This is a genomic window from Mesorhizobium sp. WSM2561, from assembly GCF_000513915.1.
Classification (GTDB): Bacteria; Pseudomonadota; Alphaproteobacteria; order Rhizobiales; family Rhizobiaceae; genus Mesorhizobium; species Mesorhizobium muleiense.
Genome location: NZ_AZUX01000048.1, coordinates 33,322 through 47,228, shown reverse-complemented (window position 1 = coordinate 47,228; position 13,907 = coordinate 33,322). Strand labels below are relative to the sequence as shown.

Here is a 13,907-nt window from a genome sequence, read left to right as displayed (position 1 = left end):
CTTGGGGAAGCCGACTTCCTCGGCGAGCGCGCCCCAGGCGAGGCCGGAATAAGGCGTCTGCGACGCCGGTTTGACCACCGCGGTGCAGCCGGCGGCAAGTGCTGGGCCGAGCTTGCGGGCCAGCATCGAGGACGGGAAATTCCACGGCGTGATGGCGGCGATGACGCCGACCGGCTCCTTGGTCACCAGGATGCGGCGGTCCGCCCAGGGCGACGGCACGACATCGCCATAGGTGCGGCGGCCTTCTTCGGCGAACCACAATATGTANGAGGCTGCCGAACCGATCTCGCCCTTCGATTCGAACAGCGACTTGCCCTGCTCGATGGTCAGCAGCTCGGCCAGCACATCCTGATTGTCCATCATCGCGTCATGCAGCTTGCGCAACAACTTCGAACGCTCGAGCGCAGTGGTCTTGCGCCATGTCTTGAAAGCGGCGTCGGCGGCTTCGATGGCGCGGCGCGTCTCGACCTCGCCCGACTTCGGCACGGTGCCGATCTTGAGGCCGGTGGCCGGATTGTTGACGTCGACCGTCTGGCCGCTGTCGGCCTGCACCCACTCGCCATTGATGAGATTGGCCTGGCGCATGAAATGGCTGGTTTTCTGAAGCATGGTCTAGCCTCCGTTCGGCTTATAGTGATCACTATCCGCTGTGCGGCGGCTCGCAGTGGCGGCGAAGTGTCGAGCATCGGCGTCAGCATCGGATCCTCGCAGGAAGAGCGCAACGCCGACCGAATGAAACAAACTAGGTCTTGGATATAGTCGGCCCCGAGGATGCCGCTGCCGCGTGAATAGAGAAACTGATTGAACGGCTCGGCCTGTTCAGCGAGTGCGTCCGCCGCTTTGCCCTGCCAAAAGGTGCGTTGGTCGGCATTCGCGACGCGCATCGTCTGACAGATCAAGGATCGCCGCATTGAGATCGAGATTGACGGCCGTTAGACAGGCGATCGCGGCTTCGACCAACTCGGTTGAGCTGACCTGGCCCGCCCGCGCCAGATTCGCTTGATCGATCATTTGCATTGAAGTGAAGCAGTCGGCCTTCATGCCGGAAGTCATGCCACCCGACCGACCCGGGAATTCGCAGCAGCGGCGCCGTCGAGTGCAGAACGAATGCCGTCGACCAAGGCGTCGATCTCGCTTTCGGTGATTATATATGGCGGACATATTGCAAGCACGTCTCCCATATTGCGGATCATGACGCCGTGCTCGCGGCACCGCCGCTCGACATCGGCGCCAATTCGCAGCTCCGGCGCGAAGACGCGACGGGCGGCACGATTCTCGACGATCTGAACCGCAGCGATGAAGCCGCGGCCGCGGACCTCACCGACAAGCGGATGGTCGCCGAGCGCGTCGGCGAGCGCACGATGCAGGTACTCGCCCAGACGGCGCGCCTGGCTCACGAGATCGATCTCGCGGTAAATCCGGATCGCCTCGGCGGCGACGGCGGCGGTCACCGGATGACCGGAATAGGTGAAACCGTGGCCGAACACGCCGACCTTGTGGGCCTCATCCGCGACGCATTGATAAACCTTATCGGAAATGAGGACGCCGCCGATGGGCAGATGACCCGATGACAGCCCCTTGGCGATCGACAGCATGTCCGGTTCCATGCCGAACGTCTGGCTCCCGAACCAGTTTCCGGTGCGTCCGAATCCACATACCACTTCATCGGACAGCATGAGGATGTCATACTTGCGCAGGATCGCCTGAATCTTGGGAAAATAGTCTTCCGGCGGCACCAGTACGCCTCCGGCGCCCATAACCGGCTCCGCGATCATCGCAGCAATGGTGTCCGGACCTTCCGCAAGGATTAGCTCCTCGAGTTCCTGCGCCAAGCGGGTGGCGTAGTCCCTTTCTGTCTCATTCGACAGGCTTTCAAAATAGTGGAACGGCCTCGCTGCGAAGATGACTGGAAGCTGCGGGAGATTGAACGACTTGTGCATGTGTGGCAGACCGCTCAACGCGGCGCCCATGACTGTACTGCCGTGGAAGGCGCCGAACCTGCTGATGATCTTGCACTTGTCAGGACGCCCCCGCGCGGCTTGGTAATACCAGGCGAGCTTGACCATCGTGTCATTGGCTTCCGAACCGGAGCCGACCAGAAAAACGCGCGCGTCGTCGAATGGCGCCAACGCGGCGAGCTGTTCGACGAGTTCGACGGCAGGCTCGTTCGAGCGGTGGTTGAAGGTGTGGTAGACGGCCAGTTTGCGCATCTGGCGGTCAGCCGCGTCAGCCAGCCGGCTGTCGCTGAAGCCGAGCGAGGCACACCAGAGTCCGCCCATCCCCTCGATATAGCGGTTGCCGGCGTCATCGATGATGGTCGCGCCCTCGCCGGCCATGATCGTCAACGGACCATGATCCTCATGCAGGCGCGGATCCGTTTGGGAATGAAAGTGCCTGGCCATGTCCAGCACGCGCGATTCGTTCTTCATCAAAATTCTCCTTCGCGACCGGATGGGCGATTGCGAAAGCGATAAATATCTTATAACTTATAAGTTGTCGAGTAAAAATGATCCTGGGAGTCACGCTCAATGCCCAACCCATCCACCCCATCAGATATCGCCTTACGACCCGACGACGAGCAGATCGCCCTTTTGCGGGACAAGGCCGAGTTCGTACGGCTCGAGACGCTGCGCCTCATCCAGATCGCCAAGGTTGGCCACTATTCGTCGGTGTTTTCCTGCGCCGAGATATTCGCCACGCTCTACTACGATGCGATGCGGCTCAAGCGCGGCGAGCCGCAATGGCCGGATCGCGACCGCTTCCTTATGGGCAAGGGACACGCCGCGGTAGGCCTCTATCCACTGCTGGTCGACTGGGGTTTCTTCTCCAAGGACGTTCTCGATGGCTATACCCGGCTGGGTAATCCGCTTGGCGATCATCCTGACATGCGTAAGGTGCCCGGCGTCGATTTCAGCTCCGGCTCGATCGGTCATGCCCTGTCCGGTGGCCTCGGCATGGCACTTGGCGGTCGCGCGGCTGACCGGCAATTTGACGTTTATGTCCTGCTCGGCGACGGCGAGATGCAGGAGGGCCAGGTTTGGGAAGCTGCACTATCCGCGGCCCACCACAAGGCCGGCAACCTGATCGCCATTGTCGACCGTAACGGATACCAGCTCGACGGTCAGGTTGACGACATCATCGGTATAGAGCCGTTGACAGACAAATGGGCAGCATTCGGCTGGCAGGTGCACGAGGTCGACGGTCATGACGTCGTGGCGCTCGCGACGCTTCTGAGACAGCTGAAGGCCGAGACAAATCGAACTCGGCCCGTCTGCATCATAGCCAAAACCTCCAAAGGTAAGGGCGTCGGTTACATGGAAACCGAACCCGGCTGGCATCTGGGCTATCTGGCGCCCTCGGACGAGGCCTTGGCTGCCGATGAAATCAAGCGTGGAGGCAAAGCGCAATGAACGGCCCGATCGATCCCAACTCCTGGCAATACCGCCAGATCAACGCACGCGCACCTGGCCTGAGCTACTTGGCCAACGCACTCATTAATCTGGTTGAAGACGGTCATCCCATCTTGGTGGGCACGGCCGACCTGCAATATTCAAACGGGCTGGTTCGGTTCGCGCAACGCTTTCCGGAGCGCTTCACGCAATTCGGCATTTCCGAGCAGAACATGGTTTCGGCCGCTGCCGGCATGGCCACCACCGGCGCGATGCCGTTCGTCGCTACATTCGCTTCCTTCCTCGCGTTGCTGTGCTGCGAACAGATCCGGACCGACGTCGCCTATTCGGCCCTGCCGGTGCGGCTGATCGGTCATCATGCCGGCATTTCACTCGGCTTCTACGGCACCTCCCACCATGCGACGGAAGATCTTGCCATCATGCGAAGCATCGCCGACCTCACGGTCGTCGCGCCGGCCGACGGCCCGCAACTGGCGGCTGCCGTCAAGGCTTCGGTCAACCATGCGCAGCCTATTTACTTCCGCATTGGCCGCGGCCAGGAACCGGTGGTCTATGAAGACGGCGTCGACTTCCAGTTCGGCAAGGCAATCGTCCACGGCGAAGGGTCGGACCTGACCATCATCGCCTGCGGCTCGACGGTCCATCCCTCACGGGAGGCCTACCGCGCGTTGCGCGCGGGGGGCAAATCCGTGGGACTGATCGACATGCATACGATCAAGCCGCTGGATACCAAGGCCGTGCTGGCAGCCGCGGCCCACTCCCGCTTCATTCTGACGATCGAGGAACACAACATCCTAGGCGGTCTGGGCGGTGCGGTGGCGGAGATCCTGGCGGAGGCGGGCAGCCCGGCACGGCTGATACGCCATGGCATCCGTGACGAATACAGTCTGATCGCGCCGCCGACGCATCTGTACAAGCACTACCGGTTGGACCCGGCGGGAATCGAGGCCACCGCCCTCGAAGCGCTCGGCTGAACCGACGGACTATCACAGCGAAGTACGGATTTCAGATGATCAATCACGACAACACCACGTCACTCATCGAGCGCGCCAGCGCAGTGATGCCCGGCGGACTGCTCAGCCCGAGCCGCAGGCTCGGCGCACCGCATGTCTTCGCCCGGGCGCAGGGTGCGTTTCTCTACGACGTCGACGGACACCAGTATACCGACTACCATTGCGGCTTCGGCGCCAACGTGCTTGGCCACTGTCATCCGGCGGTGCGCGAACGCATCGCGACAGTCTCCGAGGACATCGATCTTGTCGGCGCGGGAACGATGCGGCTCGAGATCGAGGTGGCGGAGGCGCTAGTCGACTGCATCCCGTGCGCGGATCTCGTCGCCTTCTGCAACTCGGGATCGGAGGCAACCTATCACGCCCTGCGCCTTGCCCGTGCCGCCACCGGTCGCAAACGGATCATCAAGTTTCAAGGCGGCTATCATGGCTGGCATGACTATGTCGCCATGAACGTGCAGTCGCACGCGCAGGCGGTCGGCAAGTATGATCCAATCAGCGCCGGCATCCTTGAAGACGCCGCCCGTCACACCGTCGTGCTGCCTTATAACGATGCCCAGGTCGTCGAGGACTATCTCCACGCCAATCCCGGCGAGGTCGCGGCGATCATCATCGAGCCTATAGCGCACAATATGGGATCGGTGATCGCGACAGATGTTTTCCTTCGGGACCTGCGTCGTCTGACCAGCGATCATGGCGTCGTGCTGATCTTTGATGAGGTCATCACCGGCTTTCGTCACGCGCTCGGCGGGTATCAGTCGATCGCCGGCATCACGCCTGATCTGGCGACTTTCGGCAAGGCGGCTTCGTCGGGTTATCCGGTCGGCCTGGTCGCCGGCCGTCGCGACCTTATGGAGCTCGTCGGCCGGACCGGGGAAGGATCCGTGTTCATGGGCGGTACTTTCAACGGGACACCGTCGACGCTCGCCGCCATGCAGGCGACGATCGACGAGCTGTCGAAACCAGGCTTTTATGAACGTCTTTTCGCACTTGGCGCTTTCATGCGAGCGGAGCTGGACGGCATTCTCGATCGCCTTGGCCTGCGCGCGCAGAGCGCCGGGTTTGGTTCGGTATGGCTGATCTATTTCCTCAGCGGTCCCTACCGCGACTACCAGGACCTGCTGCGCAACGACGATGCCTTCGATCTCGCATTCCGCAAGGAGATGATAGCGAATCGAATGATCGGCCAGCCGCTCCCGCTGAAGCGTCTCTACCTTTCGGGAAGCCATGACAGGGCGACGGTCGAGAAGTCGTTAGATGTCATCGAGACTATTCTGCGCCGGCTGTCGACCAGAAACACCACGCGCGCCTAAACGTATTTCGGAACCGGACTTATAGGATATAAGAGCTTCTCATATCCGTTGCCGATTCGGTGCGGCCCAACATTGCAGCGGTGATCCATGAGCACGATGCAGCCAATCGAGCAAGGCAGTCTGTCGGCAAGAACCTATATCTCGCTGCGCGAAGCCCTGATCGCGGGCAATTTCCGGCCAGGCGAAAGGCTCTTGATGCAGGATCTGGCGCAACGGCTGGGCACCAGCGTCACGCCTGTGCGGGAGGCCTGCTTCAGGCTCGTCAGCGAGCAGGCGCTGGAACTGCGTTCGGGGCGGTTCGTCACCGTTCCAGAGCTGACCCGGTCGCGTTACTGGCAGGTCAGGCTCATTCGTATCGCGCTCGAGGGACTAGCGGCCGAGCTCGCCGTTGAGCATGTTTCGGACGCGGACATCGAAAGGCTTGTCGAGATCCATCGTGATTTCGTGGCCGGCGAAACATCCGGCGATGCCGAACGCGCCCGCCGCGCCAATCGCGAATTCCACTTCGGCGTCTATCGCCTGTCCAAGATGGACATGCTGATCGCGCAGATCGAAAGCCTGTGGGTATCGATGGGCCCGATCCTCAACGTGTATTATCAGCAGGCCGAGAACGACTATATCGGCGCGGAGGAGCACGCGACGCTGATCGAAGCGTTCCGTGCCCGCAACAAGAAAGTGGCGCGTAAGGCGATCGAACGCGACATCGTGCGCGGCGGCATGAACCTGTTGCGGTATTTCGACGAGCAGGACGCGGCCGCCAAGCGGGCGTGATCCAAGCCGTCGGTCATTCGCCGGCGGGCCTCCCTTCGCGTTGGCTCAGGCTGCCCGGAGGCGGGCGGTAGCATCCTGGTCGACGACCCAGATGCCTTGCTCAGCGTCGAGCACCAACGCTACCTTATAGGACTCGCGGGCCGCTTCGCTGCTCAGCCAGCCGCGGCCGACGCTGGCCGCGACACGCCGAGCGTCACGCTTGGTCGGTTCGCCATAGCCGCCGCCGCCGCAGGCGACGAACTCGATGCGCTCGCCAGCGCGACACGCCTCCTCATGGAACGCCGGCAGTTCGACGAGCCTGCCATCCGTCCCGCGTTTAGCACTCCGACTGGCTTTGGCATCACCGCCGCCGAGCACGCCACGCGGCGGAAAGGTTGTGCCGTCGGCCGAGTAGACCAGTGTCATCTCGTGGTCGACGGGATAGAAGACGCCGCCCACGGCGGGAGCGCCCTCGAACTCGCCAATGCCTTGCGTGTCCGCCACCACGCCGCGCGATTCAATGATGATGGGATACATGGATTCATCCACCTCCACGGAATCCAGTGCGATCAGGCCGCCATTCGCCGGCCCGCAATATGTCAGCCAGCCATCATAGCCGTGACGCGCTCCGCCGCCGGCGTAGCCAATGAAGACCTGGTTGACGTAGGGCTGCCCATCCTTGAACGGATCCTTGCCCGAAATCACGCCTATCCCCGCCGGCAGGTGCGAGCCGCTCTCGGCCTGGCCATAGGGTTCTCCCATCGTCGAGAACACGCAATTGCCGGCGATGATCAACCGGTCGTTGACATTGGTGGTCGCCACCGAGGTGCCAACCGGGTAGCGCGGTCTGCCGACCACGCTTCCCTCACGCATCAAGACCTTGATGCGGCTCTTAGCACCCTCGTTGTGCGGGATGCCGTCGTCGAGATTGTTGAAGACGCCGATTCGGCACGAGCCCGTGCAAGTGTTTTCCGACAGGTTGAGACCGCCCGGGACATTATCCATGTTGTCACGCACATCGACCGTGATCTCGCCGGCTTCGGGGTCGACATCGATGGTGATCCTGACCGGGATGCCCCCCTCCGCCACGCCGGGGACAGGGTCATGGCGGACCTCGTAGGAGAACTTGCCCTTCGGCAATTTGGCGATCTCGGCCATGGCGCGCCGCGCACCGTAGTCGAACCAGTCCTCGACAAAAGCCACGAGTGTGTCGCGACCGTATTTTTCGAGCAGTTCCAGCAGACGGCGTCGACCGGTCCTGCAGGCGCCGATCTGGGCGCGGACGTCGCCGAGCCAGATGTCTGGAACCCGATTGCGCATCATGCCGATACGCAGAATGTCCTGCTTCTCCCTGTGCTGTTCGACCACACGCACGCAGGGAAAGTGGATTCCTTCCTCATAAATGTTTTTGGCGAATGGCAGATAGGTCGAAGGTGTCGGCGCGCCGGTGTCGGCGTGATGGGAGAGCGCCACGGCCCAGAACAGCGGCTTGCCATCGAAAAAGATCGGCATCGCCATGATTAGGTCGGCATGATGGGTACCGCCCGTGTATGGGCAGTTGTTGAGGAAAATGTCGCCGTCGGCGATATCGTCGAACAGCTCCGTTATCGGACGCGTCGCCAAATCCATCGACATGACGTGGATAGGCAGCGCGTCCTCGGTGGAAACGAGACGATGGTCGTAAGTCAGGATCGCGCAGCTCAGGTCGCGGGCGTTCTTGATCACCGCCGAGCGGCTGGCTCGCATCACCACCAGCGTCATCTCCCGGACGACGGCCTCGAACCGGCTCTTGAGAACCGACATCAGGAACGGATCGACGCGGCGCGTTGGCGTCTCCGGGCGAATGACAGGTGAATCCATTTGATAAAGCCTTGCTCGTGGGGTTGAGTCAATCGACGGTCACGACGATGTTGCCTTGCGGGTCGACGCGCCCGCGATGCTTGTCCTTGAGGAAAGCGGTGAACGTCGTCGCCTCCACCAAACAGGGGCCGTTAAGCGCGGCTCCCGCGCCCAGCTGATCTAAGTCGTAGACCGGCAATTGGCTCGTCCGACGCGCTTCATGCAGAAAAACTGGCCGATGGGCTTTGGCGACGGGCGCCATCGCCTGGTTGGCCAGCCTGAAGTCCTTCCAGGCGTCCTGATTAACGCGCTTGCCCACCGCGCGCAGCTTCCAGTTGGTGAATTCAACGACGTCGCGATCGGATCTGATTGAATAGATGCGTTCGTGCATCTGATGGAACGCTTCGACAAGTCCTGGCAGTTTCGCCGTGTCGAGGCGCGCCTCATCGGCCTCGAAATGGACCTCAATCTCCCAGGACTGGTATTCGTAACGACCAAGAAAGGAGAATTCGAATCGCCGCAGGTCAGGCTCAACGCCGGCCTGTTCGAGGAATGCCTCGCCCGACACCTTCAACCGCGCCAGGATATCGGAGACGCCGGCGGCGTCGAAGCGCCGTGTCGAGGTCAGGAAAACCGCGCTTTCCTCGCGCGAGATATCCGAGATCAACCCGCCGAACGCGCTCAATCCGGCCATGAAGCGGGGAATCATGTAGCGTTTCAACCCCAATATGTCGGCCATCTCGGCGATGTGAATGGCGGTCGCGCCGCCACCGCAGACAAAGAAACTGTCGCGCGGGTTGATGCCTTCGCGAATGGTGATTTCCTCGATGGCACCGACCATGTTGTGGTTGCTGGTGGTCTGGATGGCGTAAGCCGCGTCGAGCAGCGAGATGCCGAGCCGCGTGGCGATTCCCGCGACCGCTTTCTCGGCCAGTTCGCGGCTTATCTTGATCCGCCCACCAAGAAAATAGTCCGGGTCAATGATGCCGAGCACGACATTGGCATCGGTAACAGTCGGCTCGGTACCCCCCGCCCCGTAGCATGCCGGCCCCGGCCGCGCGCCAGCGCTTTGGGGACCGACCCGCAGCAGGCCGCCATCGTCGACCCAAGCTATGGACCCGCCGCCGGCGCCAACCGATCTAACATCGACTTTCGCGATGCCCAGCGAATCGTCGTGGATCATGCTGTCCGGGGTCACGATGATCTGGTGGTCACGCAGAGCCGAGACGTCGAAGGTGGTGCCGCCCATGTCGCCGACGATGACATTGGCCTCGTCGCTGAGCGCCAGCGCGGCCATTGGCGCCAGCGTCGGCCCCGACATGACGCTGTAGATCGGCCGCCGCAGCATCTCGGCGGGAGGCATCATTCCGCCAACACAGTTGGCCAGCAGCAACTCGCCCTGAAAACCCGCCCGCGAAAGCGCTTGCCGCAATTCCTCGATATAGGTGCGCACGATGGGATTGATCGATGCGTCGATGGCGGCCGCGATGATGCGCTTGTACTCGCGCGACATCGGATTGACTTCGTGACTGAGGGTGACCGGAATCTCCGGCCATGCCTGCGCGATAATATCGTGCACCATCATTTCATGGATGGGATTGACGACCGACCAGAGCAAACCGACTGCTATCGCCTCGACGCCATAGCGCCGGAAGTCAGCGATCGCCGACTCGACATCGGATTTCGACAAAGGCGTGAGCTCCCGTCCGCGCGCATCGACGCGGCCCCGCGCCGTCTTCGTCAGGTGGCGCGGAACGTAAGGCTCGGGATAGTCGAGCCGCCACTGGAAGGCACCCTTGCGCGGCCCCTCGCGCAGGACAAGGATGTCTTGGTGTCCTTCGTTGAGGATCAGCCCTACCTTGACAGTTTTGCGCTCGACGAGCGCGTTGGTCGAAACGGTCGAGCCGTGCACGATCAGGTCGATCTCGGCCATGAACGTCGCGGGATCGAGCCCATATCCGGCGGCCGCGACGTGCAGCACATTGATGAATCCTTTCTCGAATTCGCCGGGCGTCGTCGGCGATTTGAAGATCGAGATCTTCCCACCGGGCTCGGAAACCAGGCAATCGGTGAAAGTTCCGCCGATGTCGATGCAGACTTGATATGCCATTTAAGGTCCGGAGCTGTTAGCGTTTCTTGTGATCGCGGCCGAGTATCAGGCTTGCCAGAATGATCAGGCCCAAAAGAACCTGCTGCAAATAGCCGTCGACCTGCATGAGATTCATGGCGTTGGAAATGACTGTGATGAACAGAGCACCGAGCAGAGCGGCGGTGACGCCTCCTTCTCCGCCGGTGAGGCGCACGCCACCAACCACGGCCGCCGCTATCGATTCCAGTGTCAGGTTGCCGCCGAGATTGGGCTCTCCCGATCCCGTGCGCGCGGTGAGCAGCATGGCGCCGATCGCGGCCAGCAGCGAGCAGACCACATAGTCGATCGCAACCACGCGTCCGGTCCGAACGCCCGCCGCCGTCGCCGCGCGAGGGTTAGCGCCGATCAGGTACAGGCCGCGGCCGAACACAGTGAAGCGCAGGACCAGGAACAGCAGCGAGAAACACAGCGCGGCGAACACGATGGGCACCGGGACGCCGATCAGCCGTCCCTCCGCCAGGGCGTCCGTGAAGGCCTCGGGAATGCCCGGCACGGGAAAGCCGTCGCTGACGGTAGATGCCAGCGCCATGACTATGTTTGCCATGCCGAGCGTCGTCACCAGTGGATTGATGCCGATACCAGCGATCAGGAAGCCGTTCAGCCCGCCGATCAGCAGGCCCACGCCGAGGCCGGCGGCGATTCCCCACAGGATCGGCATATCCCCGGTTCCGGTCATCACCATCGCCGATATGACGCTGACGAGCGAGACGGTAAAACCAAGCGACAGGTCGAAGCCCCGCGTCAGCAGCACCATGGTCTGCGCCATGGCGAAGAGCGCTAGATAGCTGGTCTGGATCGCCAGATTCCAGAGATTGCCGCTCGAGACAATGCGCGGATCGATCAGACCGAGAACCAGCAGAGCCAGGACTATGACGGCCGGCAGCCTGGCCTGCGTGGCAAGCTGTCGGATATCCGGGCGTGCGCGGTCAAGCACGACCGGAGCCGCGATGTCTGGTCGATCAGACATTGGCCCGCCTCCCCTGAACGATACGGTCGAAAGCCAGCGCGCCGATGAGCACGCTACCCAGCACCAGCGTCTGGAATTTGCTGTCGATCTGCGTGAGGTTCATCGCATTGGCGATGATCGCCAAACATAGCGCCGCCATTGCGACGTTCTCGGCACGGCCGGAACCGCCGCGCAGTGAAACGCCGCCGATCACCGCCGCGGCGATCGTCTCCAGTCCCAGCGTACCGCCGATCGTGGACTGGCCGGAGCCGATGCGGGCGGTGATCAGGACGCCGGTGAGCGCCGCCAGGAGACCGGACAGCACATAGGCGGTTATCAGTACACGGTGGGTGCGCACTCCCGACAGCCGGGCGGCGACGGCGTTGCCGCCGACAGCGTAGAAATGGCGCCCGAGCGCGGTCCGGCGCTGCAGAATGATGGCGATGACAATCACCGCTATCGCGAGCAGCAAGACCGGTGGCAGCCCAAGCACCCGCCCGCGCCCGATGGCGTCGACGAAGGCGTCGGAAACGCCGTATATCGGGATGCCCTGCGTGTAGTAGAGCGTAATCCCGGCGACGATCGACAACGACGCCAATGTCACCATGAAAGGTGACAGGGCGAGGCGCGCCACCAGCGCGCCGTTTATCAGGCCAACACAGGCGCCAGTGGCCAAAGCCAGCGCAACCGGCACCAGCAGTTGGACCCCTTGCGCCTCCGGCATCGCGGCCATCGCCGCAGCCGTGACCACGGACGCCAACGCCATGGTGGCGCCGACTGAAAGATCGAAGCCGCCCGTTGTCATGACGATCATCTGGCCGATCGCTGGAACCGCCAGGAAGGAAAAATTGCGCAGGACGTTGAGGATATTGAGGCGGTTCAGGAAACGCGGTTCGATGATCGCGGCCGCCGCTGCGACCGCGACCAGAAGCAGGATGACGATCCCGCCCGTTTCCAGAAAGCGTCGCCGCAGCGCGTCGGTGCTCATGCCGCCTCCATGGCGACGCTATCGGCGTCGAAATAGTGTCGTAGCACGGTGGCCTCGGTGATGCCGTCGGCTTTGAGTTCGGCGACTATGCGCCCTTCGCGCATGACATAGACGCGGTTGGCCAGGTGAACGAGCTCAGGCAGTTCGGACGATGACAGCAGAATCGCCGCGCCTTTCTCCACCAGGCTTTTCATAAGCCGGTAGACCTCGCTTTTTGCGCCGACGTCGATACCAACCGTGGGTTCGTCGAAAATATGAACCGTGACCGGCCGCATCAGACCCCGCGCCAGCACAAGTTTCTGCTGGTTACCGCCTGAAAAGGACGACGCCGCGCGTTCGGGCGCCATCGGTCGCAGACCCAGTGTCTTCAACGGCGCGGCTATCGCCCGGCGCTCACGCCAGGACTTGAGCAGTCCGCCGTGGGACAGTCTCGGATCATCCAGGGCGGCCATGGTCACGTTCTCGCGGCCCGGGCGGCTGAGGGCCAATCCTTCGGCGCCGCGATCGGCCGGATAATAACATAGTCCGGCACGCAACATGCTGTGCGGCGCGGGTGCTCGAACCGCCGCGCCATGAAGTTCGATCTCACCGGACGTCACCCGCTCCAGGCCGAACACGGCCCGGCAAAGTTCGCTGCGGCCGCAGCCAACCAGGCCGGCCAGCCCGACGATTTCTCCAGCCCTGACCGTAATGGAGGCATCGACTACGGTGCTGGACACATTCAGTCTTCTAGTCGCCAGCACGATCTCGGCGGGGCTTTGGCTGATTGAGGGGTACAGTTTTTCCACCGGCTGGCCGACCATCATCTCGATGAGCTCCGCATCGGAGGCCGCGGCGATGGCCAGGGTGCCGATCTTGCGCCCTCCTCGCAAAACCGTGACGCGGTCCGCCAGCCGCCTTATCTCCGCCATGCGATGCGAGACATAGATGATGCCAACGCCACGCGCCTTGAGGCCGGCGATAGCGGCGAAGAGTTTTTCCGCTTCGCCGTCGGTAAGCGACGCGGTCGGTTCGTCGAGGATGAGAATCTTCGCGTTCGAGAGCATGCCCTTGGCAATCTCGACCATCTGCTTCTGCGCACGGGTCAGCGTTTCGATCTTGCTGTCCAGCTGTACGTGAAAGCCTATTTCGCAGAAGCGTTCCTCCGCGCGGGCGCGCATCGCGCGGCGGTTCAGGAAAAGCCTTCCTTTCAACTCGCGTCCGAGAAACAGGTTCTCCTCGACCGTGAGGTCCGGGACGAGACTGAATTCCTGGAACACCGCCGCGACCCCGGCATCGCGCGATTTCTGAGGGGTAAGCGCGGGAATAGCTTCGCCGTCGATACGGCACGAGCCCTCGGTCCAACCGTAGGTTCCCGCTATCAGATTGATAAGCGTCGACTTGCCGGCGCCGTTTTCGCCGAGAAGGGCATGGACCTCCCCGCTCAGCAGCGTGAAATCAACGCCATCAAGCGCGACCACGCCCCCGAAACGCTTGGTCATTCCCGTAAGTTCAAGCATCGT

At 62.3% G+C, this 13,907-nt stretch carries 12 protein-coding genes; 4 read left to right on the top strand and 8 right to left on the bottom strand.

Annotated features, from left to right (window positions below; translation table 11 throughout):
- From M727_RS0128620 to M727_RS37845, 3 genes are all read right to left on the bottom strand, one after another.
- A partial coding sequence (locus tag M727_RS0128620) for an aldehyde dehydrogenase family protein (RefSeq protein WP_027155496.1) occupies positions 1 to 609 on the bottom strand: 609 nt, incomplete at its 3' end.
- Positions 610 to 819: 210 nt separating this feature from the next.
- Positions 820 to 1,041 carry a hypothetical protein gene (locus tag M727_RS0128615; protein WP_156941664.1) on the bottom strand — a complete coding sequence of 74 codons (222 nt, stop codon included), beginning with the start codon at positions 1,039 to 1,041 and terminating at the stop codon, positions 820 to 822.
- Between the two features lie 8 nt (positions 1,042 to 1,049).
- Entirely contained in the window at positions 1,050 to 2,429 is a 1,380-nt protein-coding gene (locus tag M727_RS37845; RefSeq protein WP_036263785.1) for an aminotransferase, read from the bottom strand.
- A gap of 99 nt (positions 2,430 to 2,528) precedes the next feature.
- Between M727_RS37845 and M727_RS0128605 the strand changes: the two genes are divergently transcribed.
- The 4 genes from M727_RS0128605 to M727_RS0128590 all read left to right on the top strand — a co-directional run bounded on the left by M727_RS0128605 (position 2,529) and on the right by M727_RS0128590 (position 6,504).
- Positions 2,529 to 3,410 carry a transketolase gene (locus M727_RS0128605; protein ID WP_051505782.1) on the top strand — a complete coding sequence of 294 codons (882 nt, stop codon included), beginning with the start codon at positions 2,529 to 2,531 and terminating at the stop codon, positions 3,408 to 3,410.
- A complete protein-coding gene (locus M727_RS0128600; RefSeq protein WP_027155493.1) occupies positions 3,407 to 4,384 on the top strand; it encodes a transketolase C-terminal domain-containing protein in 978 nt (325 codons plus the stop codon). Before M727_RS0128605 ends, M727_RS0128600 begins: the two co-directional genes overlap by 4 nt.
- A 35-nt stretch (positions 4,385 to 4,419) precedes the next feature.
- Entirely contained in the window at positions 4,420 to 5,733 is a 1,314-nt protein-coding gene (locus tag M727_RS0128595) for an aspartate aminotransferase family protein (protein WP_027155492.1), read from the top strand.
- 87 nt (positions 5,734 to 5,820) lie between these two features.
- On the top strand, positions 5,821 to 6,504 hold the full coding sequence (locus tag M727_RS0128590; protein WP_027155491.1) for a GntR family transcriptional regulator: 684 nt from the start codon (positions 5,821 to 5,823) through the stop codon (positions 6,502 to 6,504).
- A 45-nt stretch (positions 6,505 to 6,549) separates the two neighbouring features.
- Here M727_RS0128590 and M727_RS0128585 read toward each other — a convergent pair whose 3' ends face one another.
- From M727_RS0128585 to M727_RS0128565, 5 genes are read right to left on the bottom strand one after another with little or no spacing between them, the layout of a single operon-like run.
- On the bottom strand, positions 6,550 to 8,343 hold the full coding sequence (locus tag M727_RS0128585) for a hydantoinase B/oxoprolinase family protein (RefSeq protein WP_027155490.1): 1,794 nt from the start codon (positions 8,341 to 8,343) through the stop codon (positions 6,550 to 6,552).
- A gap of 28 nt (positions 8,344 to 8,371) precedes the next feature.
- Positions 8,372 to 10,432: a hydantoinase/oxoprolinase family protein gene (locus M727_RS0128580; RefSeq protein ID WP_027155489.1), complete on the bottom strand. Its 2,061-nt coding sequence runs from the start codon at positions 10,430 to 10,432 to the stop codon at positions 8,372 to 8,374.
- A 16-nt stretch (positions 10,433 to 10,448) separates the two neighbouring features.
- Complete coding sequence (locus M727_RS0128575) at positions 10,449 to 11,438, bottom strand: ABC transporter permease (RefSeq protein WP_036263782.1); 990 nt, start codon at positions 11,436 to 11,438, stop codon at positions 10,449 to 10,451.
- Positions 11,431 to 12,405, bottom strand: a complete 975-nt coding sequence (locus M727_RS0128570; protein WP_027155487.1) for an ABC transporter permease — start codon at positions 12,403 to 12,405, stop codon at positions 11,431 to 11,433. Before M727_RS0128570 ends, M727_RS0128575 begins: the two co-directional genes overlap by 8 nt.
- Entirely contained in the window at positions 12,402 to 13,886 is a 1,485-nt protein-coding gene (locus tag M727_RS0128565; RefSeq protein ID WP_245269035.1) for a sugar ABC transporter ATP-binding protein, read from the bottom strand. Before M727_RS0128565 ends, M727_RS0128570 begins: the two co-directional genes overlap by 4 nt.
- Positions 13,887 to 13,907 lie beyond the last annotated feature (21 nt).

What these genes read in the sequence shown, in the direction of transcription:
- M727_RS0128615 (WP_156941664.1), bottom strand. Translation starts at nt 1,041, where the DNA reads ATGAAGGCCGACTGCTTCACTTCAATGCAAATGATCGATCAAGCGAAT.
- M727_RS37845 (WP_036263785.1), bottom strand. Translation starts at nt 2,429, where the DNA reads ATGAAGAACGAATCGCGCGTGCTGGACATGGCCAGGCACTTTCATTCC.
- M727_RS0128605 (WP_051505782.1), top strand. Translation starts at nt 2,529, where the DNA reads ATGCCCAACCCATCCACCCCATCAGATATCGCCTTACGACCCGACGAC.
- M727_RS0128600 (WP_027155493.1), top strand. Translation starts at nt 3,407, where the DNA reads ATGAACGGCCCGATCGATCCCAACTCCTGGCAATACCGCCAGATCAAC.
- M727_RS0128595 (WP_027155492.1), top strand. Translation starts at nt 4,420, where the DNA reads ATGATCAATCACGACAACACCACGTCACTCATCGAGCGCGCCAGCGCA.
- M727_RS0128590 (WP_027155491.1), top strand. Translation starts at nt 5,821, where the DNA reads ATGAGCACGATGCAGCCAATCGAGCAAGGCAGTCTGTCGGCAAGAACC.
- M727_RS0128585 (WP_027155490.1), bottom strand. Translation starts at nt 8,343, where the DNA reads ATGGATTCACCTGTCATTCGCCCGGAGACGCCAACGCGCCGCGTCGAT.
- M727_RS0128580 (WP_027155489.1), bottom strand. Translation starts at nt 10,432, where the DNA reads ATGGCATATCAAGTCTGCATCGACATCGGCGGAACTTTCACCGATTGC.
- M727_RS0128575 (WP_036263782.1), bottom strand. Translation starts at nt 11,438, where the DNA reads ATGTCTGATCGACCAGACATCGCGGCTCCGGTCGTGCTTGACCGCGCA.
- M727_RS0128570 (WP_027155487.1), bottom strand. Translation starts at nt 12,405, where the DNA reads ATGAGCACCGACGCGCTGCGGCGACGCTTTCTGGAAACGGGCGGGATC.
- M727_RS0128565 (WP_245269035.1), bottom strand. Translation starts at nt 13,886, where the DNA reads ATGACCAAGCGTTTCGGGGGCGTGGTCGCGCTTGATGGCGTTGATTTC.